The organism is Photorhabdus sp. HUG-39 (assembly GCF_963878365.1).
In the GTDB taxonomy this organism is placed as follows: Bacteria; Pseudomonadota; Gammaproteobacteria; order Enterobacterales; family Enterobacteriaceae; genus Photorhabdus; species Photorhabdus kayaii.
In genome coordinates this window covers 66,536-87,422 of the sequence record NZ_CAWNWY010000022.1, presented here as the reverse complement: position 1 = coordinate 87,422, position 20,887 = coordinate 66,536, and the positions used below count along the sequence as shown (strand labels likewise).

The 20,887-nt window shown below is 48.5% G+C and carries 17 protein-coding genes; 3 read left to right on the top strand and 14 right to left on the bottom strand.

Going from position 1 to position 20,887, the window contains the following annotated elements; translation table 11 throughout:
* The 14 genes from tssM to tssB all read right to left on the bottom strand — a co-directional run.
* Nucleotides 1-2,996, bottom strand: a 2,996-nt coding sequence (gene tssM / locus AAC155_RS15060) for a type VI secretion system membrane subunit TssM (RefSeq protein WP_113043140.1), incomplete at its 3' end; no start/stop codon positions are given.
* On the bottom strand, nucleotides 2,993-4,426 hold the full coding sequence (gene tssA, locus AAC155_RS15055) for a type VI secretion system protein TssA (protein WP_113043139.1): 1,434 nt from the start codon (nucleotides 4,424-4,426) through the stop codon (nucleotides 2,993-2,995). The genes tssM and tssA, both read right to left, overlap by 4 nt.
* Nucleotides 4,427-4,431: 5 nt before the next feature.
* Nucleotides 4,432-5,079, bottom strand: coding sequence for a type VI secretion system-associated protein VasI (gene vasI, locus AAC155_RS15050; RefSeq protein WP_113043138.1), 648 nt, complete (start codon nucleotides 5,077-5,079; stop codon nucleotides 4,432-4,434).
* Nucleotides 5,076-5,876, bottom strand: a complete 801-nt coding sequence (locus AAC155_RS15045) for a helix-turn-helix domain-containing protein (protein WP_113043137.1) — start codon at nucleotides 5,874-5,876, stop codon at nucleotides 5,076-5,078. Before AAC155_RS15045 ends, vasI begins: the two co-directional genes overlap by 4 nt.
* Nucleotides 5,873-8,500, bottom strand: a complete 2,628-nt coding sequence (gene tssH, locus AAC155_RS15040; protein ID WP_113043136.1) for a type VI secretion system ATPase TssH — start codon at nucleotides 8,498-8,500, stop codon at nucleotides 5,873-5,875. The genes AAC155_RS15045 and tssH overlap by 4 nt, the downstream gene beginning before the upstream one ends.
* Before the next feature lie 10 nt (nucleotides 8,501-8,510).
* Nucleotides 8,511-9,281, bottom strand: coding sequence for a type IVB secretion system protein IcmH/DotU (gene icmH, locus AAC155_RS15035; protein ID WP_113043135.1), 771 nt, complete (start codon nucleotides 9,279-9,281; stop codon nucleotides 8,511-8,513).
* Nucleotides 9,281-10,633, bottom strand: coding sequence for a type VI secretion system baseplate subunit TssK (tssK, locus tag AAC155_RS15030; RefSeq protein ID WP_113043134.1), 1,353 nt, complete (start codon nucleotides 10,631-10,633; stop codon nucleotides 9,281-9,283). Before tssK ends, icmH begins: the two co-directional genes overlap by 1 nt.
* A 2-nt stretch (nucleotides 10,634-10,635) precedes the next feature.
* A complete protein-coding gene (gene tssJ, locus AAC155_RS15025) occupies nucleotides 10,636-11,202 on the bottom strand; it encodes a type VI secretion system lipoprotein TssJ (RefSeq protein ID WP_113043133.1) in 567 nt (188 codons plus the stop codon).
* Entirely contained in the window at nucleotides 11,202-12,488 is a 1,287-nt protein-coding gene (gene tagH, locus AAC155_RS15020) for a type VI secretion system-associated FHA domain protein TagH (RefSeq protein WP_113043132.1), read from the bottom strand. Before tagH ends, tssJ begins: the two co-directional genes overlap by 1 nt.
* A 5-nt stretch (nucleotides 12,489-12,493) precedes the next feature.
* A complete protein-coding gene (gene tssG / locus AAC155_RS15015) occupies nucleotides 12,494-13,543 on the bottom strand; it encodes a type VI secretion system baseplate subunit TssG (protein ID WP_113043131.1) in 1,050 nt (349 codons plus the stop codon).
* The gene (gene tssF / locus AAC155_RS15010) at nucleotides 13,507-15,360 is read right to left on the bottom strand and encodes a type VI secretion system baseplate subunit TssF (RefSeq protein ID WP_113043130.1); all 1,854 of its coding nucleotides are present in this window, start codon (nucleotides 15,358-15,360) and stop codon (nucleotides 13,507-13,509) included. Before tssF ends, tssG begins: the two co-directional genes overlap by 37 nt.
* A gap of 1 nt (nucleotide 15,361) precedes the next feature.
* Nucleotides 15,362-15,802, bottom strand: a complete 441-nt coding sequence (gene tssE / locus AAC155_RS15005) for a type VI secretion system baseplate subunit TssE (RefSeq protein WP_113043129.1) — start codon at nucleotides 15,800-15,802, stop codon at nucleotides 15,362-15,364.
* Between the two features lie 6 nt (nucleotides 15,803-15,808).
* Nucleotides 15,809-17,287, bottom strand: coding sequence for a type VI secretion system contractile sheath large subunit (gene tssC / locus AAC155_RS15000; protein WP_113043128.1), 1,479 nt, complete (start codon nucleotides 17,285-17,287; stop codon nucleotides 15,809-15,811).
* A 23-nt stretch (nucleotides 17,288-17,310) separates the two neighbouring features.
* The gene (gene tssB, locus AAC155_RS14995) at nucleotides 17,311-17,808 is read right to left on the bottom strand and encodes a type VI secretion system contractile sheath small subunit (protein ID WP_113043127.1); all 498 of its coding nucleotides are present in this window, start codon (nucleotides 17,806-17,808) and stop codon (nucleotides 17,311-17,313) included.
* A 933-nt stretch (nucleotides 17,809-18,741) separates the two neighbouring features.
* Here tssB and AAC155_RS14990 point away from each other — a divergent pair.
* The 3 genes from AAC155_RS14990 to AAC155_RS14980 all read left to right on the top strand — a co-directional run bounded on the left by AAC155_RS14990 (nucleotide 18,742) and on the right by AAC155_RS14980 (nucleotide 20,868).
* Nucleotides 18,742-19,260, top strand: coding sequence for an Hcp family type VI secretion system effector (locus AAC155_RS14990; RefSeq protein ID WP_113043126.1), 519 nt, complete (start codon nucleotides 18,742-18,744; stop codon nucleotides 19,258-19,260).
* 560 nt (nucleotides 19,261-19,820) lie between these two features.
* Nucleotides 19,821-20,060: a hypothetical protein gene (locus tag AAC155_RS14985; RefSeq protein WP_146748106.1), complete on the top strand. Its 240-nt coding sequence runs from the start codon at nucleotides 19,821-19,823 to the stop codon at nucleotides 20,058-20,060.
* A complete protein-coding gene (locus AAC155_RS14980; protein WP_113043125.1) occupies nucleotides 20,026-20,868 on the top strand; it encodes a 23S rRNA (adenine(2030)-N(6))-methyltransferase RlmJ in 843 nt (280 codons plus the stop codon). Before AAC155_RS14985 ends, AAC155_RS14980 begins: the two co-directional genes overlap by 35 nt.
* Nucleotides 20,869-20,887: the final 19 nt, after the last annotated feature.

Below are 20,887 nucleotides of genomic sequence, written 5' to 3'. Positions count from 1 at the left end.
AGCGTGCCGCCGGGCCGGAAGAACCGCTCGAACTCACTGAGCGGCACATCCTGAGCAGCTGCCGGGTTGAAGGGATAGCGTCCGGCCAGGTAGGTCTGGTACTGTCTGACGACGGTGTCGTGCCATTCGATTTCCAGCGAGCGGATGGCTTCTCTCATCACTACCCGCCAGGCCTGTTCGGCCAGCTCGCCGACCCAGCGGTTGAGCGGCGCCGGCAGGGTTTTCGCCCGCTGCTGCACGTCGAAAATCGGGTCGCTGTTATGCTGTTCAAGCCGCTTCTGAACGGCGCTCAGGGCGGCTTTACCCGGGACCGGGGCATTCTGAATCGCCAGCAGGTAACGGTGCAGCGCCACCAGTTGCTGATAAACCCCCTGTAAGGTGCTGTTTTTATCCCCGGACTCCACCAGCACCGCGGTTTCCGGCGCGAATTCCCGGTGAATACGCGCCAGCAGGCGGTAATCCGGGGTATCGCGTAACGCCTGCCGGGCTTTGGCCGGCAGCGTCTCGTCAATCCCCGGCAGGCGGGTGTTGTCACTCAGGATTTGCAGGGCGCGGCTGATGGGCTGCTCGCCGCTGATGACCTGTTCAAGGGCGCTGATGGCCTGCGGGATATCGGTAAAGTCACGAATATCCAGGTTGTTCATGGCCGCGCGCCAGGTGGCGGTGTAGTCCCCCAGGTACTGCTCGGTGATTTGGCGCTGGATTGCTTTGCGGTCCGTGTCGCTGTATTGCACGTTATGCGACAGGTTCAGGACCCAGCTGTCCATAACGGTGAGGTCGATCAACTGGTCGTCCTGCTTGACGAAGTAGTTGTTCAGGCCGTTTATCGTCAGGAACTGCGGGATAATCAGTTGCTTGTCATTATTGGCGATAAAGAGGCGGTCAAAGCTCGGGCCAATCTGGTCGCGCAGGTTGAGGGGGGGCGGCAGTGAATCCTGGGCTTTAATGCGCAGGTTCTGGTAGACCCGTTGATAAATAGAGAGCTGACTCAGCTCTTTCTGGGCATTTATCATCGGCCGCTGGTAAGGGGCAAAGCGGCTGATAGCGGCCTGATCGCCCGCCTCCCGCGCGGCCCGCCAGTCGGTGTGATCCAGGGCATAGTCCAGATGCGTCAGTAACTGTTGCTGTAACGGGCGCTGGCCGTTAAACGCCTGGCTCCAGCGCGCCTGCATATAATGTTCGACCAGCGATTTATGGCGGCCGCTGCCGTCTTCCAGCATCCGCATGATACGCAGGACGGCCAGTTTTTCTTCGCTGCCTTTCGGCGCCCGGTTCAGGTCATCCAGCAGGCCGTTCATTAAGGCGGGCAGGAAGCGCTGAGACAGCAGTTGCAGGTAGGTGTTTTCCACATACGGGCCGACCGCCGCGCCCTGATAGAGCCCCATATCCGCCAGCAGCCCTTTCTGATGGTAATCCCCGTAGGCCAGCGTGGCCTTACGGATAGGATTGAGCAGGGGAAGCTGTAAATTGCCGAGACGGTCTTCGCCTTTGGGGGGCGGCACCGACAGGAAGGTTTTGGCCTGCGCCAGGACCTCGTCGCCGGCCCGGTAGTTCTGCTGATAGGCGGCGTGCCAGCCGGTCCACAGGGCCAGCGCCACCCCGGCGCCTACGGCGGAGAAGGCCAGGAGTTGACGGCGGTTGCGGCTTAGCCACAGCCGGTTTTCCGCCGCCAGATTCGGTTCGGCCAGCAGGACCTCTTCAAACAGCGCGTGGGTGAAGTAGGGCACGGTGTCCGCCACCGGCCAGGTGGGAAAAGCCTGCGGCCCCAGGTGATACTGCGCCGCGGCAGACTGGGTAAACAGGTCATCCATCTGGCCGATTTGTTGGGACGAGGTGAGGTAAACCCCCCGCAGGCCGGGCTGTGCCGGGCCGCCGTTGGCGAGGAGCCCCTCCAGCAGCGGCACCAGATAGCTGTGCAGCCCCTGTATCTGGCGGGTGAAGCTGAACAGCGGGCTGCGCTGACTGCTGTCGACTTTGTTGAGCATCATGTCCGGCATGGCCGCGTTGAGCTGCTGCATCCACTGGTGCCAGAACTGTGCCAGCTCCGCGCGCCAGCGCTGCTCGTCCTGCGCGTTCAGGCTAAAGGTGACGCCCAGGATCTGGGCGCGCTGCGGCCTGTCCAGTGACTGAAAGGCGGCACTGAAACCGTGCAGCTGATCGAGTTTGGTCAGCACCAGATAGCAGGGCAGATGATGATGCAGGGTTAACCGCAGATCTTGCAGGCGCAGGTGCAGCGCGGCAATCTCCCGTTCCCGCTGTGCTTTGCTGGCGGTCAGTAAGCGGTGAATATCCACGGTCAGAATAATGCCGTTAAGGGGCTGGCGCTGACGGTTTTCGGTGAGCCAGGCGAGCAGGGCCTGCCACAGGCGGGCGGGCAGCTGGGGTTGGCCGGTGTCCGGCGGCGATAGCTGGTCGATAAGGAAGCCGTCCGGGTCAATGAGGACGGCTTTCTCCCCCAGCCAGCAGCGCAGATGCAGCGGCAGCGCGTCTTCCCCGCTCAGGGTGTCCGGGGCCGCAATGTCAGTCAGCCGGCAGCCGGCCTGAATCAGGGAGGTTTTGCCGCTGCCGGTGTTGCCCATCACCAGGTACCAGGGGCGCTGGTAGAGATAATCCCGGGTCCCCAGATGGCGTTGCAGCCGGGCTTGCCAGTGCTGGAGATACCTGTCCTGACGGGTGATGTCGGCCCGCGCCGGATCGACGGTGTTCAGTTCCACATCCAGTTTAAGCTTTTCAAGCTGGCGCAGGCGGCGCCAGATTTTTATCCCGACAACGCTCAGGGCCAGCAGGAGGATGACGACCGTCGCCAGCCAGCGGGCAGACAGGGTTTCCAGCGGATGAGTCTGCTTAAACTGCCAGTCGGGTCCCCACCACCACAGCCAGAGGAGGGCCAGACAGGGCAGGAGGGCCAGTATCAGCGAGGCGGTGGCTTTCAGGGGCGGCAGACGCGGCATCGCCGGTTTTTTGATATTGTTGAGCAGTAGAGAAAGCCAGTTCATGAGTTAACGCTCCTGTTTGCGGTCGTCGCCTTTGCGGGGGCGGTCATCGGGGCTTTTTCGGCCAGCGCCGCCAGCAGGCCGGGTTCCCAGTCGGCGAGTGACAGGTGCTGTCCGGCCTGGCGCAGCTGGCGGTAATGTTGTTGTGCCAGCGCGTTCATGCCCGCCTGCTCCAGTAACTGTGCCGTCAGTAACTGACCGTAGAACTGATCCCGGGGTTCGGTCAGGTGTTGCTGATATTGTTCCGCCGCTTTTAGGGCGGCTTCCAGACCGTGCTGCTGAAAACAGTGCCAGACAGCGTCCTGTTCCGGCGTGGCGGCGTTGTTGACGGTGGCGGTCGCCGGGGGATGCAGCCAGTTCAGGGTGGCGTCTGAGATAAACGGGCTCCGGTCGGAGAAAGACAGGCGCTGTAAGGCTGGCAGACGGTCAAGAAAGGCCCGGAGTTCATCGCGAATAGCGTCAGCCACGGCGTGGTAACCGAGTTTTCCGGCGGCCTGCGCCGCGAGAGCGTGCCCGTCCAGCCAGTAAGGGGCCAGTGTCAGGCTCTGTTCTATCTGTTGCAGCAGGGCGTTATCCGCCGCCGGGAGTTTCGTCAGATAATCGGCGGTACGGTCTGCCGACGTCGGCGCCAGTGGTGTTTTGCCGGCGCCATTCGCCATCGGCGCCGTGGTCAGGGTGTGCCAGATCGCATAACGACGCAGCCGGTAACCCACCGGGGCATCAGGCTGGCGTTCGCATAGCAGGTCGGCCACGGTCAGGAGCGTCTGTTTCCAGGCTTTTTCACCGGTACTGTCTACAGTGACATCCGGTATAGGGGGGGATGTCCGTGCTGACGTGTTTGCCGATTGTGCCGTTGTTTCTGCCGGTTCAGCCGGCGCGGCGACCGGTTTGGGCTGAGGTTTACGGGCGTAGCAGGGGCGTAACCGGTCGATCTCTTTAGCCAGTGCCGGTTCGTCGGTATGCCAGCATTGTGCCAGATGCGCCAGTGCGCCCTGTGCCTCTTCGCGCTGCGTCTCATCCGCCTGTTCGCAGAAGCCGGGTTGCGCAGCGTCAAAACGTTTAATCACCTGTTGGGCCAGGCGGCGCTTGAGCTGAGGTTTTTGTGGCCAGGCTGCCTGCCAGTAATGCGGGATGTAATCGGCCAACAGCTCCATTGCCAGGATGAGTTCAGCGGGGTGACTGCCGTGTTGCAGTGTCCGCAGTAAATGAACCATCAGTCTGAAATCTTTGCTTTTTTCGCTGAACAGTTGCAGCGCCTGACGCTGGATCTCTTCAATATTAAGGCTGGAATGGGTTAGCGATCCCAGCTTAACCATCTCCCCGTCGATATATTCCCAGGCGGGTTCGTTTTCATCCAGCGCCCGGCTGATGAGTTCATCCGGCAGGGGGGTCAGCAGGAGGCCCTGCCAGTCAAATTGTTTCCTGATATCCATTGAGATCACCAGCGACAGGCGGAGCGTAAAGGTTTCACCGCCTGTTCCAGTTGAGAAATGTTAAATGTCATTCGGTTTCCGTTGCCGGTTTTGATGGTCAGGGTTTTTCCTGTCATCAGTCGTTTGAGTTCTTCAATGCCCGGGAGTCCACGGCTGGATTCCAGCAGGTAGCCGTTTTCGCGTAAGAACCAGTCAGCACTGAATTGGGCTATTTCCGTCGAAATCATCACAGTGCCGCTATCTTGTGGTTTAGCCAGGGCAATTTGTATTCGGGTAATGTTATCGATACAACTGAGCATCAGTACTGGCCGGGGGGGTGGAGCACCCATCGCGGGTGTAGTCAGTATGACGCGAGTCGGTATACTGTCAGATTGGGTGGTGATAAAACCGGTTGAATGGTCAGTGCGTTTCATCTCCTGTTCCATTGCCTGTCGCCAAACAGGGCCAGTTTTTTCTAACGGGATAACGGCAATATTATCGACTTTATCCAATAGACGGTCGTAGCAATCGAGTCTAACCAACGGCGACGGTTCTGCCCGGCATTGCAGTAAAGCGGGTAGTGAAGGCGCTGTTGGGGTTTCCTGATCTGGCTGAATATCGGGTTTGCCTGTCAGAGAGGCGATTAGTGAACTGACCAGTAACAGAAAACTCATAATTTACACCTGTATTTCGCCAGTTTGTAAGTCAGTGTACGGGGTGCGATACCTAAGCTTTCGGCAATCTGTTTGGTGTTATTGCCGTAAATATGTTGGCGTTGTATCAGTACTGCGCATTCGAACTCTTCGAGTGCCTGAGATAAGTCGTCGATTTTGCTGTAATCGTGGGAGACGCTGGCTGATGTTTTGTTTTCTGCTGTGGTACTTAACGAAGCCAGCAATTCATCAAGCTGTTTTTCTTTCTGGCGTTGTGTCTGAAAAACCTGGCGGATCTGGCGTAATTGTTCACGCAGTTGTTCCAGTTCCTGTAATTTTTTCAATCGGTGTTGCATGACGAGGCAGTAGATGTAAAACATGTTGCTATCGTCAGCAAAACGACGAACATCTTTGGCGAAAACAGCAATCACGCCACACGCTTGCCCGTTGCAATTAAACAACGGGATAGCATGTAGGCCGCAGCGATGAGGGAGTTCTTCGACGAAAATGCGAAAGTTTCGATTGTCTATTCGTACTCCCTGATTGAGTGATTCCCAGGTCGTAGGGGTACCTTTGTACAGGATTTGTATCAGTGGATGGTTAATATCACCGATATTGACATCCAGTTGTAGCGCGCTTATTTGGTTTGGCGCCGGCAGCCGGTAGCATTCCAGACGGTTTTCATTCACGTTAAGCAGAGAGACCAGCAAGGCGTCAAAACGCTGGCGTTGGTGATTCACTTGAAGAAAGTGGTGAACCAGTTGCTCGATAGAGTCATTTTCCAATAACGCTAATGCGCTTTTCAGCCGTTGTTTCATGGTATCTCCTCAACCACCGCGTTGAATTGATGGTCGTTAACAGTTAGCTGGATAGCGCTGATCTGCTTTCCGGCAGCCATTTTTTGCAACAACAGCAGAGATAATGGCGGCAGCAAAGCGCCATCAATGATCGATTCCAGCATGCGCGCGCCATTTTCAGCCCGGGTTGCCCGTTGCAGTATCTCTTCAGCCACCTCATCACTCAGGGTGACTTCGGCATTGAAGCGTTGACGCAATAAGTTATCGAGGCGCGCCAGTTTGACCTGAATAATGGTTTTCAGGGTGTCGTGTCCTAACGGTAGATAAGGCACCACTTCCATTCGTGCCAGTAAGGCGGGTTTGAAGAAAGCCGCCAGTTCAGGATAAAGCCGGTCATTCATCTCTGCCGGTTTATCGGCATTGTCGACGATAGTTTGATAGCCCAAGTTGGACGTTAAAAAGAAGACCACATTTTTACAGTCAATCACTCGGCCTTCCCCATCGGCTAACTCACCTTTATCGAATGCCTGATAGAACAGGTTCAATACATCAGGATGCGCTTTTTCCACTTCATCGAGCAGGACGACGGAATAAGGTTTCTGGCGAATAGCTTCGGTGAGTACGCCGCCTTCCCCATAGCCAACATAGCCTGGAGGCGAACCCATCAGGCGGGAAACCGTGTGTTTTTCCTGAAACTCCGACATATTGATAGTGGTCAGATATTGACGTCCGCCAAACATCAATTCGGCAATCTGTAAAACGGTTTCAGTTTTACCGACGCCACTGGGCCCTACCAGCAAGAAGGCGCCCAATGGACGACCGGGACGGCGTAGGTCCGCCCTGGCAGTCAACAAATGTTGATGCAGGCATTTAATCGCGAGATCTTGTCCTTTGATGCTTTGTCCCAGATGCATTGGCAGTTCAGTCACCACGGAAAGTTCACTCTGTGACAGGCGATTAAGGGGTACGCCAGTCCATTCAGCGATAACCGCCGCAATCTGGTTCTTATCCACATGAGGCGAAACGCGCGTTTGTTGTTGCTGTAATTGTTCCAACTGTTCATTGCGTTCAGCCAATTGTGCAATCAACTCGTCAGTTGTTACCTCGGCGGCGGCTTCGCTCTCTTCTGCCTTATCGGTTAATAGTTGACGGCGTAGTTCAATAATTTGCTGAACTAATAGCTGTTGTTGCTGCCAACTGGCTTCCAATTCAGCCAATTTCTCCGTGGCTTCCTGCTGTTGTTGCCGCAGTTCATCCAGTCTATCCGTATGCTGGTTGAGTCCCATGCGCTGTTCCCTTGCCAGCACGTCTGATTCCATTTGTTGCTGATGCAGTTGGTTTTTCAGGGCAGAAATTTGGCGCGGCGGTGAAGTCAAGTTGATGGCAACGCGGGCGCAGGCGGTATCCAGCACATCAATGGCTTTGTCTGGCAACTGGCGTCCAGAGAGGTAACGGTCGCTTAATACCGCAGAGGCTTTTAGTGCTTCATCATCGATTAGTACGCCATGAGATTGTTCATAGATTGCCCGCAGGCCACGCATAATAATGATGGCTTCTTCCGCGGTCGGTTCGGCCACTTTAACGAGTTGAAAACGGCGGGAGAGGGCAGCATCCTTTTCGAAATATTTTTTGTATTCGCCCCACGTGGTCGCAGCAATTGTTTTCAATTCGCCCCGTGCCAGAGCGGGCTTTAGCAGGTTGGAGATATCCAGTCCGCCTTGCTGATTACCGGCGCCAATCAGGGTATGAGCTTCATCGATGAACAGAATAATCGGTACGGATGACTGATTTATTTCATTCATAATGCCTTTGAAACGTTTTTCAAATTCCCCTTTTACCGCCGCACCCGCTTGTAGCGCTCCCAGATCCAGCGTCATCAATTCACTGTTACGCAGTTTTTCCGGCACTTGGTTGTCGATAATGCGCAAAGCCAACCCTTCGATGAGCGCACTTTTACCGACGCCTGCTTCACCCACCACAATCGGGTTGTTTTTACGGCGCCGGCAGAGAATATCGATCATTAGGTCGATTTCTCTGTCACGGCATAGAACAGGATCGAGTTTTCCCTGACGAGCTTGTTCTGTCATATTTTGAGTGAAACGGGCAAGCAAGCTATCACTGCCGGCGGCGGCCTTGCCTTGTCCGTTTTTATCGTTTTCCACAACCGGTTGTTCGGCAGAACCGGCGGTCCATTGGGTAAAATTCTGGCGTAACAATTCGCGGTTTATGCCCGACAAAAGACGTGAGGATTGTGGTGTCAGGTAACGTAACGGGCTGAACAGCAAGGTCATCAGCATGACACCACTGCGCAATTCCTGATGCTGCATCTCAGTTGATGCTAACAGCCAGCTATCCTGTAACCACTCCACCAGCATTGGAGAAAAGCTAGGATAGGCCTGAACCATTGCTTGATGGTGAGGGATCATCTGATCAAGTTGCTCTTTCAACAAATCGCTGTCTACTTCGGCTTGATTGAAGATCGCTCTGACATCACTAAGGGGCGTGTTGATCATTTGCAGTAGTAGCTGAGAAACCGTGATCTCAGGTTGCTGTTGGCTGACACACTGCGCCGCCGCCGCTTCCAGAGCGTGCCGAGTCATCGGATTTAAGCGATTAACTAATGTAGGTAGATCAATCTGAATCATCGGTTCTTTCCTAGCTCAGTAAGTTATTTAGCTGTTGTAAGATGTTCTGGGTTTGGTTGTGCAGACGGATAGCATAGAAGCCATAAACGATAGCGAGCAGCGTAATACCGCTCCAGAACAGATGCTTAATAGTCAGACGTTTACCCAAGCGATAGCGATCATTACGCTCATTGGCGTTACTGTGGAGAATGATGGAAGGAGCTTCGCCCCGCAACGCGTGCAGTTGTTGGTGTAATCGACGGAATAAACGTTCAAAGTCATCACTTTTCTGCGAAGCAACTTTATAGCGACCACGGTAACCGAGGCAGAAACAGAGATAGATAAACTCCAGCAGATGTTGATAGCGCTGCGGTTCACCCATCAACCGATCTAACAATTGAAAGACTTTTTCACCACCCCAAGTTTCGTTGTGGAATCGAACCAGTAGTGATTGTTGTAACCACTCATTCTTGCTATTCCAACCATGACCCAATGCGGTTTCATCAATGAAGGTACAGAGCGTATAGCGAAAAGAGATAATGGCGCCCGGCTCATAACCTTTGGTTTGTAGAAGTTGTTCAATTGCCTGAATATCAGTAACGACCTGCTGATAAAGCTGGTCCGGCAGTGGTTGCTCACCCATGTCTTTTAGACGCATGACCATGCCGAGCAGCGGTGTAGCGGCATCGATCATCGGGTTTAGGCTTTCTCCGCGTAGCGGTAACTGATACTGAAGATGCACAGTATTATCAGTGACTTCCTGCGTCGGAATAGGATTGTCATTTATGGTTTCAGTTTTCATTAATCAATCCCGTTACTGACTGCCCAGAGTTGCATATCTAATCCAGGGAATTCTCCTGAAACGTGGAAAGCGATGGAGTTGCCCTTCAAAATCTCTTGCCATGCCGGACCTTGTTGATCAAAACAGAAATAGGTGTAGCCGACGTGATAAGGCAATTGACGTGGAGCGGCGGAAAGCGCCTCTATAGCGACCCCGGGTAACTGGACGCTGACCATTTCGCGGATTTTTTCCTGCGATGCAACTTTGATCTGCTGAACGAACTGTCGGCGTAACTGCTCCTGTGGAATCTGCGCGCGAACGGCCAAGATGAGAGCTGCTTTGTGTAATAGATCGGGATCATGGATAGTTGCTACCCGGAAACCATTCCCCTGAATCTGTAGCGGTAGGGCGATTGCTCGTGGCATCAGAACGACATTCATTTCCCGGCGCATGTGACGCATGAGGTTCAGGAATGTGTCAGTCAGATTGCTATGATCATAATTTAGTACATTGCCGACCAAACGGGATTTATCCGTAAATGTTTTCAATTCAGCCCAAGTTTGGAGAACTTGGGTGAAGAAGTCCTGAGGGTGAAGAAGAGCTTGCTTAGAATAATGGGTAAACCAGGGATGAACTCGGTTAAGTAACTGGAGCATCATAAATTCAGACACATCAGCAACGCCTTGCTGACCAGGTGAACCAATCTGCTTCGCAAGAGTTTGAGCTCGTTCCGTTAGTGTATTTTCTATTTCACCCATATAGCGTTGCAGTTTTTCGGACACTTTGACAGCAGTACAAGTTGGGATGAAATCCTCATCAAGAGCGAGGGCTGCACCTTTAACCCCCTCTTTTATCCGGCATAGTGGCAGCAGGGAAAAAGCACTGAGGTCTTCTGATCCCTGTTTCAAAATCGGTGTCAGTTGTGCCAGAGTGACGGGGCTGACATCACCATCATCCGTATGCAAGTCACGGATATTATTTATATGTGCACGGTAACGTACAGCCCCAGCATGCCTGGATTCAGGATGGGAGATTTCATTAAAGGTATCGTTAGTTATGGGGAGTGCCAGGTAGATATTTTTGCTGCCAGGCCCGTTAATATCGATCACATTAAGCGGTTGGGGAGTGGCATCCTGATGGGGAATCGAGAATATAGTGCCATCCGGCATAATACCGCTGGCTTCGGTAATACTGATACGCCCAAGAGCAAGAAGATCTTTGTCGATAGTCAGGGAACTGAAACCGTAATAGTGTTCGATAAAGGTTGTCAGGCGGCTATGAGCCAGATAGTCATTATGTTTTTGTTGTTGCTGAAAGTGTTGTGGCTTGATGAATAATCCTTCGCGCCAAATCACCCGATTTTTACCTGACATAATTATTGCTCCTCTTTTCTAAGTTCAACTTCGTTCGCTCTGATATGCACCAGAATGTGGTATTGCTGTCCTGTGTCTTTCACACGGATGACCTTTTTCCATTCGGATTGATTAATATCGGCATAGCGAACGATAACGCCGATGTAACGGCTATTTTTTTCCAGCGGGATGACTGGCAGTGGTTTGTACTGCCCCGGCAATAAGGTGTAATCCTGATGGTCGATGTAATTTTTCCCCAGCGCTTTATCCAGTTTGTCACTCGCCAGTTGGTCATAATCAGCGGCAAGTAGACGGGAATCTTCACTGAGATAGAGCAGATGCATTTCAACCGGAGTGGCTTCTCCATTTTTATTGGGGTTGATATCAGGTTCTGCCAGCAAAGTTATCGCGACGGTGGAAGGTAAGTTCGCAGGTTGACCGACAGGAGTTGATGGGTCCCAGACTACCTGTCCGACTTTCTTCGTTGCTTGCCATGCACTGCTACAGCCGCTTAATATCAGCGCTGCCAGCAATATAAACCATACGGTATAGCTACCGGACCATGAGGTATTACCGCCGGAGCGCTTCATTACTGGCTATCCTCTAAACCTTGACGCAGAGCACGGTCATAAGCTTGCTCATAGACTTCACCGAACAGTTTTTCGAATCCCTGTTGGCGGCTGGAAGCCAGTTCGCGGTAGTAGCTGGTGTACATTTCCCATGCCCAGGTTGCATTTTTTTCCTGTATCTCATTGCTGCGGCGGTACTGGGCAAAACGGCTCAGTAGGTGTTCCGGTGAGAAAGCATCTAGCATGGTGTTCAAGGCGGCAGTGATCGCAATCCGGTTAGCCTGATAGTGCAATTGCAGGTTATGTAAGCTTTCAGCGACAGCGGAAGGGGCAGAGAGATGTACTGGGCTTTTTTGATCCGCAAACATCACCTGCATAGTGGTGTTGTAGTCCATGTTCAGCCGTAGCGGATTATCTTCGATAGGGCGCAATTGCTTATCGCGCAGCCCATGCTGTGTACGTTGCAGTACCAGTAGACCTTCAATTGCCGCTTTCATGGTCTTACCCATTTCTTCCAGAAAGTCGTTAGCCTGTTGGCTGTTATGCAAAGGCAATTGTGTGTTCAACCCTCGCATCAGTGGGGTGATAGCCACATGTTGCTGTTCCATGTCCTGGTACTCTTCACTTAAAGGTGAAGAGATATTCGGTAAATCAACAAAATCCCGATCCATAGCATTGCCTCTGTTATCTGAGAGGGGAGAGAAGAATAATGGAGCTTGGTAATGGCCCTGTTGTAGGCTTTGGGTTATGTCGTCATTCTCTAAGGTCTGGTCCAGTGTGGTTAGATTTTCACTATCGAGAACCTTAAGCGGATCGTGACTGAAATCGTGCTTAATCGTGGGTGCCAAAGAATCATGATCGGTGAACGCGGTATCCTGGACAGGTTTTTTTTCCATCATCGCGTCCAGTGGATTGCTATAGCTAGAGACCAGTGATTCCGGTGATACTGTCATGGGATCAATGCGATCTGCGTCGGAAAAACTGATATAACTTTTGATCACCAGTTTACCAATGGTAATTTCATCCGCTTGTTGCAGTCGGATGACGCTAACACCAGAGGTCAATGGTGATTGATTCACAGATAGAGGGCCAGCGATCATTTGTAGACAGAATGCGCCATCTCGCCACTGAATAGTAAATTGTGAAGGATCGATATTGCCTTGCAGATCCTGAATGGACCAAAGATGGCTCTTACTGCTGCCGACAGTGCCACCTTGAGTGGAGAATAGGCAACTGGCGGATTTACCGCTTTCCAGTTGATCACTATTGAGTACTCGTAATGAAAGGGTTGGCTGTTGTTTTTCCATCGTCTTTATCCACTCACTGAAATCGTGATAAAAGGTTTCTTTTCCGGCTCGCCGAGAAAGCTGGTCCACCCCAGGTTATTGTTTAATTTCGTGCCAAGCACCATGCCGCCTGCTTGGTTTTCAGCCAAGCCAAGACGCAGATCCCAAGCCAATTGATCACGCAGGACAAAACAGATAAACATCACCAGTGGTAGGAAATTTTTGCCGTCGGGAAGAAATGACAGGAAATGTTCACGGGATAGATCGTTGATGCATAACATAAACTTACTATTGTAGTTTTTTACCCATGATCCGATGGTGAAGTTTTCACCTAATACGGACATTTCCGTATTTTTCTCACCATCTATTGTCAGCGTTTCACCCAAACGGTTTTGTTGTGATGAGGGAATGGCGACTTTCCGTAATTGCCAGCCATGAACAGTAACATCTGGCAAATCAAAGCAATGTGAAACCAGGCTGCATATCACTTCTGGTGATCGGCCCGGGTTAGCTAACAGACCTGCATAGGCTAGCATTTTGCTATGGTTGATTTTTAAATGAGTACGGTTCACACGACTGCCAAGTCCTACTAGAGAGAACATACGCTGAGAAAAATCATCCTGCCCATTCTTGTCGAAACAGATGTAATAGCGATATTTCCGCCAGATCTGATGGAGCATAACGATTGAACGGTGATTGAAAACATTCAAAAAGTCTGTCAGTCGGTTTTCATCCTGGGCGTCTTCCCATGCCAGCGAATCAAGGTAGTAACCAGGTATGGGAGACTGGCTACCATGTAGCCCAAGGAAAGAGACTTCTACATGAAAACGACCTTGTTTGGTACGTTTTACAGAAACAATATCTCTAGTTGGAAAAGCCAGGCTGGCACTGGATGTAAAACAGATTGCTTCACGGTCAGGACGATTAGTTTGCCCAGTTTTTTCCCACGCTACCGCCAATTGGTTGAGTAATTCGACCAATTGATAAAAATCGTATTTTGATACATCCAACGAGCGTTTTGCTGACGAGTTGTTATCTGTTACATCAACGCATGTTGACCTATTTGTACCGGCCATTGATAGCATTCCTGATTATCTAGATTGATCACCTTCAACATGTGGAAGGAGTTAATGCTGGCATATAACGCAAGGAAGCGTGACAGTATGGTGCCGAACATATAGAGCTCTCCTTCAGAACAGAAAGCCTGTTGCCGGATATACAATGTTGATTCCGAACCACGTACCGGGAGACCTTTAAATAGTCGATCTATTTGCCTCGTTTCGATCCGTTCAATTGCATCTAGCCGTTTTTGTGATGATCGTGAGGATTGTCGGTTATATCGGCTGGGGAGATCGTAAGTACTCAGTACCTCCTTTAATGCATCTTTGTTCAATAGTGTCATATAGTTCAGTGACATATTGGAAATAAGCTCCCAGTGATACTTGCCGCTCAGCAGTGGATAGAGTGGAACGGATGGGCGGGTTATGTTATGAAATGGCGCAAATGAAGGGCTTCCCGCTGAGGTGTAATTAATATCACCTACCCGGAGTTGCAGGGGTAATTCGCGGTTAGTACAAGTTAGTCGGATAGAGATACTTTCACTACGCTCCAATTCCAGCAGCAATGACGCATCGCCACGTACGAAAGAGATATAGTGTTCAAGCCCGTTACGAAAGGGCGATTCTTTAACCTTAATACGGAAATAGCGCGTATTGAGTTCGCTTTCATGTTCGATCTGATGATGAAAGCTTTCAAATGGCACATAGATCCGCTCCACCCCTCGGCTGCGGTCAAATGTACCGTCATTATTGGTCAGATAGCTTTCCACTTTATCCACGGAGAAAATATCATAGCGATTAGGATGGCTATAGCTGGTTCTTAATGGATATTCGTCCTGACTACCATCCAATTGAATAACTTCACTATCCATTGGAAAGAGATTGATTGCCGGAACGCAATGCAACCGAAAAGTATCTTGGCGAATTTTGATTTCTGGTGGCAGTGCTTCTGAGAAATAGAGATCCAGCGTGAAATCTTGGGCTTTAAGATCCGCCGGTAATTTAGGGATGCCAGTAACATCGAAAAATAGAAAACCTTCGGAAAAACAGAAGTACTCTTGTAAGACGCGATAACCCATGTAAGCATTTTTCGGGTACGGCAATAGGGCGTCTTCCCGATTAAAACCCACTGGAACGAAGTCGAAATTCGGTAATGAAATGGTGGTATCGCCGACGACAAGTTTTGCGTCTTTAAGGTAGTAACTGAGCCAGAAATAGAGTTGTGTGCTGCTGTAATCATCGCCGCTTAGATAAAAACGCAGCTTATCAAGTTGCAGTTCTGGTAAGGTAAGCTCTGTTTTTGAGGTGAAATTTAGACTGATGACACCCTGCTCATTACTATTATTGACTGAAATGCCCCGGACAGACATCGGAAGCAGCCAAACATCACGGCATAAAGTGAAAGTACAGCGATGATTGTCTTGGCCTGTTTTTTGAGTCTTGGTATTGCTTAAGTAATTATCTTCATCCTCATCATTTTCGCTATCATCCGCCAGCGGACGGCTTTTGATTTGAGTTCCACGCGGGATCTGCGTCGCTTGTTTGATGGCATTATCATCAGGTGTATATTGGATAATGGTCATGCTAGGCGTTGGCCGCAGGTAATTGGGCCATAGCATATGCAACAATCCATGAGTGAGTTCAGGGAATTCATCATTAATTTTTGCCCGTAAGTTACCCGCGAGAAAGGCAAATCCTTCTAGCAGACGCTCAACATCCGGGTCAGAGCCTTGTTCAGACAAAAATGAGGCGAGGTGAGGATGTTCAATTGCAGCTTGTCGCCCCAATTGTCTGAGGTAATCCAGTTCCTCTCTAAAATATTTTTCAAGTGACATTTTATTGAGTCCTCTCTAGGCAATAACGCCGGTTGTTATCCAGTTGAATGTTAAATTCAACAACGTCATGAATATCATCCAGGGATACCTGGGCGCTGATGTGAAAACATAACAACAGCGGATCACTATCATCGTGGATTGCATTGACAGTGACTGACGATATTCTCGGTTCATAATTTCTGATGCAGTGCTCTATTGCCTGCTCAATACTCTGTTTAAAGTCAGTTGCCGTGGTTGTGGCGTCATTGAGATCAATGACGCCAAGATCAGTCGCACTCTGACAAGCACCCGGATGGGTATTGAGCACATGATTCAGGTGCCGTTTTATAGAGTTGAGCAGTTCACGCATTCTTGATTGGCGGGAAGAACCGGAGTTCTTCCCCTGAATACGCTCGAACAAGCTGGCAGAGCCTTCTCTATTCCAACTGTACAGCGCGGCCATCACTCATTACTCCTTATCCAAACGCCCTACTAGTGACAACTCAAAGCTGGCTCCCATATATTTAAAATGAGGGCGAACCTGCATTGCCACTTGATACCAGCCTGGATCTCCTTCCACATCCAAAACCTGAATTTGGGCAGAACGCAGAGGACGACGGCTACGGACATCCGTTGGTGGATTTTCCTGATCGGCAATGTACTGTTTCAGCCAAGTGTTCAGTTCACGCTCCAAATCCTGACGCTCTTTCCAGGAACCAATCTGCTCGCGCTGTAACACTTTGATGTAGTGTGCAAGGCGGTTGATGATGAACATATAGGGCAGTTGAGTACCCAGTTTGTAATTGGTTTCAGCCATTTTCCCTTCGCGAGTATTCGGGAAAACTTTTGGCTTCTGGACTGAGTTGGCAGAGAAAAATGCCGCATTATCACTACCCTTACGCATTGTCAGGGTGATAAAGCCCTCTTCCGCCAATTCAAACTCACGACGATCAGTAACCAAAACTTCTGTCGGGATCTTGGCCTGAATCTGCCCCATTGCTTCGAACAGGTGAACCGGTAGATCGCTGACAGTACCCCCGCTTTGTGGGCCGATAATATTCGGGCACCAGCGATATTTGGCGAAACTGTCAGTCAAACAGGTTGCCAGAAGATAAGCGGTATTACCCCACAGGAAATGCTCATGATCTTTGCTGACATCTTCCTGATAGTTAAAGTTTTTAATTGGGTTTTCGACGGTTGAATAAGGTAAACGCAACAAGAAACGTGGTGTAGTCAGACCAAGATAACGTGAATCCTCCGATTCGCGCAGCGCACGCCATTTGGTGTGTGCAGGACCTTCGAAGACAGATTTCAGATCTTTAATCGCTGGCAACTCGGTAAAACTACTGATACCAAAGAAATCAGGCGCAACGGAAGAGAGGAATGGCGCGTGAGCCATTGCGCCAACCGCACTGACATATTGCATCAGTTTGATATCGGGTGAGCTATTGCTGAACGCATAGTTACCGATGACCGCCGCAACCGGTTCACCACCAAACTGACCATAACCTGTCGAGTAAACATGTTTGTATAAACCTGATTGGATGATTTCTGGTGAAAATTCGAAATCTTCCAGTAACTCTTCTTTGGTCGCATGGATAATGTTGATTTTGATGTTTTCACGGAAATCGGTGCGATCAACCAGCAATTTCAGTGAACGCCATGATGATTCCAGCTCTTGGAATTCTTTGGCATGCATAATTTCATCAACTTGAGCGCTGAGTGTCTTATCAAGCTCAACAATCATTCTATCAACGACAAGTTTGTTGACAGGTTCTTCGTTAGCACCGGTATCCAAAATGCTGCTGATAAAAGCGGCAACACCCTGTTTCGCGATATGGTAGCCATCATTTTCCGGCGTCATTCTTGCTTGAGACATGATCTCGTCAAGCAAAGAAGTCGTGGACTCTGGGGTTAATGTTGTACTGCTCTCTTCATGCAAGGACATGTTAAAAACTCCTTTTCAGTCAATTACTTTTGATTGACGATTTCAAGTTCTTTTAGAAGTTGTTCGCGGACTTTTTCATCACCCAATAATTCCTGTAGGCGGGTGCGAAATGCCGGAATATTTCCTAGTGGCCCTTTTAGTGCGACGAGCGCCTCACGCAGTTCTAAAAGTTTATTTAATTCAGGCACTTTCTTCGCCACGTTATCGGGTGAAAAATCATTGAGTGATTTTATTTCCAGGTTAACTGGCAGGTCATCTCCGTTATTATCATTAAGACGATTGGGGACACTAAAAGTGAGATTGATGTTGGCCTCATTCATCACGGCATTAAAGTTATTCTTGTTCACAGAAACAGCTTGCCGTTCTTCAATTGGCGTATCTTCTTTTGTTCCTTTGAGGTCACCAACGATAAGTAGGTTAAGGGGTAATTCAATTTCGGCGACTTGATCACCGGTATTCGGAACGTATTTGATATTAATCCTTTCTTTCGGCGCTACGCTACCTGAACTATTTTTACTCATATTTAAATCCTTTGGGTAATACAATTAGTCAATTAGGAATTATCTGATAACAATATTGATGAGAGAATTGCCCTTGATACCTACCTATATGTGACGGAGAACATAAAATTTCCCCTGACTAAAAAACGGGAGATTCACTGCATTGAGTTGGATAGTAAGCTGACTTTTATGAGCATATAGATAAATACGGAATTCAGAATATTCTTACTCATCGAGCAATAGCATCAATATAGATGTGCTCTGCAAAGCAGAGTTTCGCATTTTGTTTTTTTATTGTAAAGCTAAAATATATGTAGATATACCTCTCTATTTGGCCTTTTGATGATTTTATTTTATTTAGCAATAAGTTACATCCTGATTCTTTCTTAACTAAGCCCTTGTTTTAAGTACTCCATAATAGGTATAGAACAGCATGCGTTTTTTATATTTATGACATTTTGTGATTTTTTGTTTCATTATGTAACAAAGTATTTCTAAGTGTATTTTTGTTTACATTTTGTAAGTTAATTTAATAATGGAAATATTATTCCCATTATTAACCAAGTGGAAAAGTTTAATTTTTTGATCCAGTTATCAATTTTTAATTGAACAAAATATAATTTAGACATAAATCATAAAAATACTTTAATTTCATATAGATATGAAATTATAGCTAACAATCAAACTGGCATTTATAGTTGATTACACTTAAAATAAAGACAATAATAGAATCATTACTTTAAAATGGCATTAATTATAATATTTTTATTTGTTGGTGATGGTTCAATGATTTTGCAATTTATATTTTATTTTGAAACGAGCGGGTTGGTATTTATTATCCGTTACAGCGTTCAATACATTCGCCAGTGATTTTTCCCAACATGAAATAATCACTGTTGAAATTAATATGATCGCTACCTTAATGTTGACACAATCTCTATAAAGGATATTTCTATGCCAACTCCATGTTATATTTCCATCAATGGAAAAACACAGGGCAATATTACTGCGGGTTCATTCACTGCTGAATCAGTAGGCAATATTTACGTTCAGGGCCACGAAGATGAAATGCTGGTTCAAGCATTTGATCATGTCGTCACCGTACCCACTGATCCTCAATCAGGTCAGCCTTCAGGTCAGCGTGCTCATAAACCATTCCGTTTTACAGTTGCATTAAATAAATCTGTTCCATTGCTTTATAACGCGTTGGCTTCGGGTGAAATGCTGACGAGTGTAGTATTGAAATGGTATCGCACTTCTGTTGAAGGGAAACAAGAGCATTTCTTCACGACGCAGTTGGAAGATGCCACTATTATCGACATTGATTGCCAAATGCCTCATTGTCAGGACCCAACAAAATCTGAATTTACTCAGCTGGTTCGTGTTTCTCTGTCTTATCGTAAGATTAATTGGGAGCATACAACCGCAGGTACTTCCGGCGCAGATGATTGGCGTGCACCTATTGTTGCCTGATAGGTAATATAATCATTCAGCCAATGAAATATCTCTTCATTGGCTGAAAAGCTTAATTTTTCTTTATTTTAAGTTGAAGATTTTTAATAACTGTCTTCAACTTCTTTCAGCTTTTTTGATTTTTTTTCTTTCTCTCCCTTTCATTTTTTACACGTACTATTTAACGATATTACTTAATGCTCTCGATAACATTTGGTCATTTTTTCTGGCTTTTCTTTTGATTATTTTTCCATATAGTGAGTGTTAACATTTTTCAATCTCTGTTCCTGATTGGTGATTTCGTGAACATCAACATAAGATCTTGTATATTTAATTGTTCGTTTAATGTCTTGTTTTTTTAATTACACAATTCTTGTTGTTTGTAATTACGTAAATACTACTTATGATTTTCAGTGAAAATGCAGATAACATTACTCATTAAATATCACATTAGGTCCGGGCAGAATTTTTCACTTATCCTAAATTTTAATTAATATGATTAAAGGGATCGCTATACCCTATGGATTTCAAGGTGCATCGCGACGGCAAGGGAGTGAATCCCCGGGAGCATAGGTAACTATGTGACCGGGGTGAGCGAGTGCAGCCAACAAAGAGGCAACTTGAAGGATAACGGGTATAGGAGTAAAGGTGAGGAGTCTGACATTTTTGTCGCTAATAGGGCTATAATAGGGCCTTATCATCTGTCCCATCTACTGGGATGGGTTTTTAGTTGTCAGGTATTCTATCTGGCAATCAACCTATTCTCTGCTCTGGGGTCTGAAATTAATGCTAAGTTATCGTCACAGTTTTCATGCTGGTAATCATGCTGATGTACTGAAACACACTGTACAAAGCTTGATCATTGAATCTCTTAAAGAAAAAGAGAAACCTTTTCTCTATCTGGATACGCATGCCGGTGCGGGCCGCTATCAACTCAGTAGTGAACATGCTGAACGTACCAGTGAATATCTGGAAGGGATTGCCCGCGTCTGGCAGCGTGAAGATTTACCGCAGGAGTTGAACGCTTATATGAGTGCAGTAGCTGCACTGAATCAGAGTGGCAACTTACGTTACTACCCAGGATCGCCTTTAATCGCCCGCCATTTGTTACGACAGAATGATAAGTTCAATCTGACAGAACTGCATCCGAGTGACTTTCCTCTAATACGTAATGAATTCTCCCGTGATAACCGCGCCAGGGTTGTGCGTGAAGATGGTTATCAGCAATTAAAATCACAATTGCCACCACTGAGTCGCCGCGGATTCATTCTTATTGATCCACCTTATGAACTGAAATCGGATTACCAAGCGGTCGTACAGGCTATTCAGGAAGGCTATAAACGTTTTGCAACCGGTGTTTATGCATTGTGGTATCCAGTGGTGTTACGCCAGCAAATCAAACGACTGGTTAAAGAGCTGGAAGCAACTGGCATTCGCCGTATTCTACAAATTGAGTTGGCTGTCCGGCCTGATAGCGATCAGCGAGGTATGACCGCCTCTGGCATGATAGTGATTAACCCACCTTGGAAACTGGAACAGCAGATGAAATCGGTGTTGCCGTGGTTACATCAGGTTCTGGTGCCGGAAGGAATGGGTCACACCTTGGTTAAATGGGTGGTGCCAGAATAGCTTTTAACAATGGCAGCGA

Bases quoted from the DNA above. Each gene is read 5' to 3' on its own strand.
- tssA (WP_113043139.1), bottom strand. From the start codon at position 4,426: ATGGATATCAGGAAACAATTTGACTGGCAGGGCCTCCTGCTGACCCCC.
- vasI (WP_113043138.1), bottom strand. From the start codon at position 5,079: ATGAGTTTTCTGTTACTGGTCAGTTCACTAATCGCCTCTCTGACAGGC.
- AAC155_RS15045 (WP_113043137.1), bottom strand. From the start codon at position 5,876: ATGAAACAACGGCTGAAAAGCGCATTAGCGTTATTGGAAAATGACTCT.
- tssH (WP_113043136.1), bottom strand. From the start codon at position 8,500: ATGATTCAGATTGATCTACCTACATTAGTTAATCGCTTAAATCCGATG.
- icmH (WP_113043135.1), bottom strand. From the start codon at position 9,281: ATGAAAACTGAAACCATAAATGACAATCCTATTCCGACGCAGGAAGTC.
- tssK (WP_113043134.1), bottom strand. From the start codon at position 10,633: ATGTCAGGTAAAAATCGGGTGATTTGGCGCGAAGGATTATTCATCAAG.
- tssJ (WP_113043133.1), bottom strand. From the start codon at position 11,202: ATGAAGCGCTCCGGCGGTAATACCTCATGGTCCGGTAGCTATACCGTA.
- tagH (WP_113043132.1), bottom strand. From the start codon at position 12,488: ATGGAAAAACAACAGCCAACCCTTTCATTACGAGTACTCAATAGTGAT.
- tssG (WP_113043131.1), bottom strand. From the start codon at position 13,543: ATGGCCGGTACAAATAGGTCAACATGCGTTGATGTAACAGATAACAAC.
- tssF (WP_113043130.1), bottom strand. From the start codon at position 15,360: ATGTCACTTGAAAAATATTTTAGAGAGGAACTGGATTACCTCAGACAA.
- tssE (WP_113043129.1), bottom strand. From the start codon at position 15,802: ATGGCCGCGCTGTACAGTTGGAATAGAGAAGGCTCTGCCAGCTTGTTC.
- tssC (WP_113043128.1), bottom strand. From the start codon at position 17,287: ATGTCCTTGCATGAAGAGAGCAGTACAACATTAACCCCAGAGTCCACG.
- tssB (WP_113043127.1), bottom strand. From the start codon at position 17,808: ATGAGTAAAAATAGTTCAGGTAGCGTAGCGCCGAAAGAAAGGATTAAT.
- AAC155_RS14990 (WP_113043126.1), top strand. From the start codon at position 18,742: ATGCCAACTCCATGTTATATTTCCATCAATGGAAAAACACAGGGCAAT.
- AAC155_RS14980 (WP_113043125.1), top strand. From the start codon at position 20,026: ATGCTAAGTTATCGTCACAGTTTTCATGCTGGTAATCATGCTGATGTA.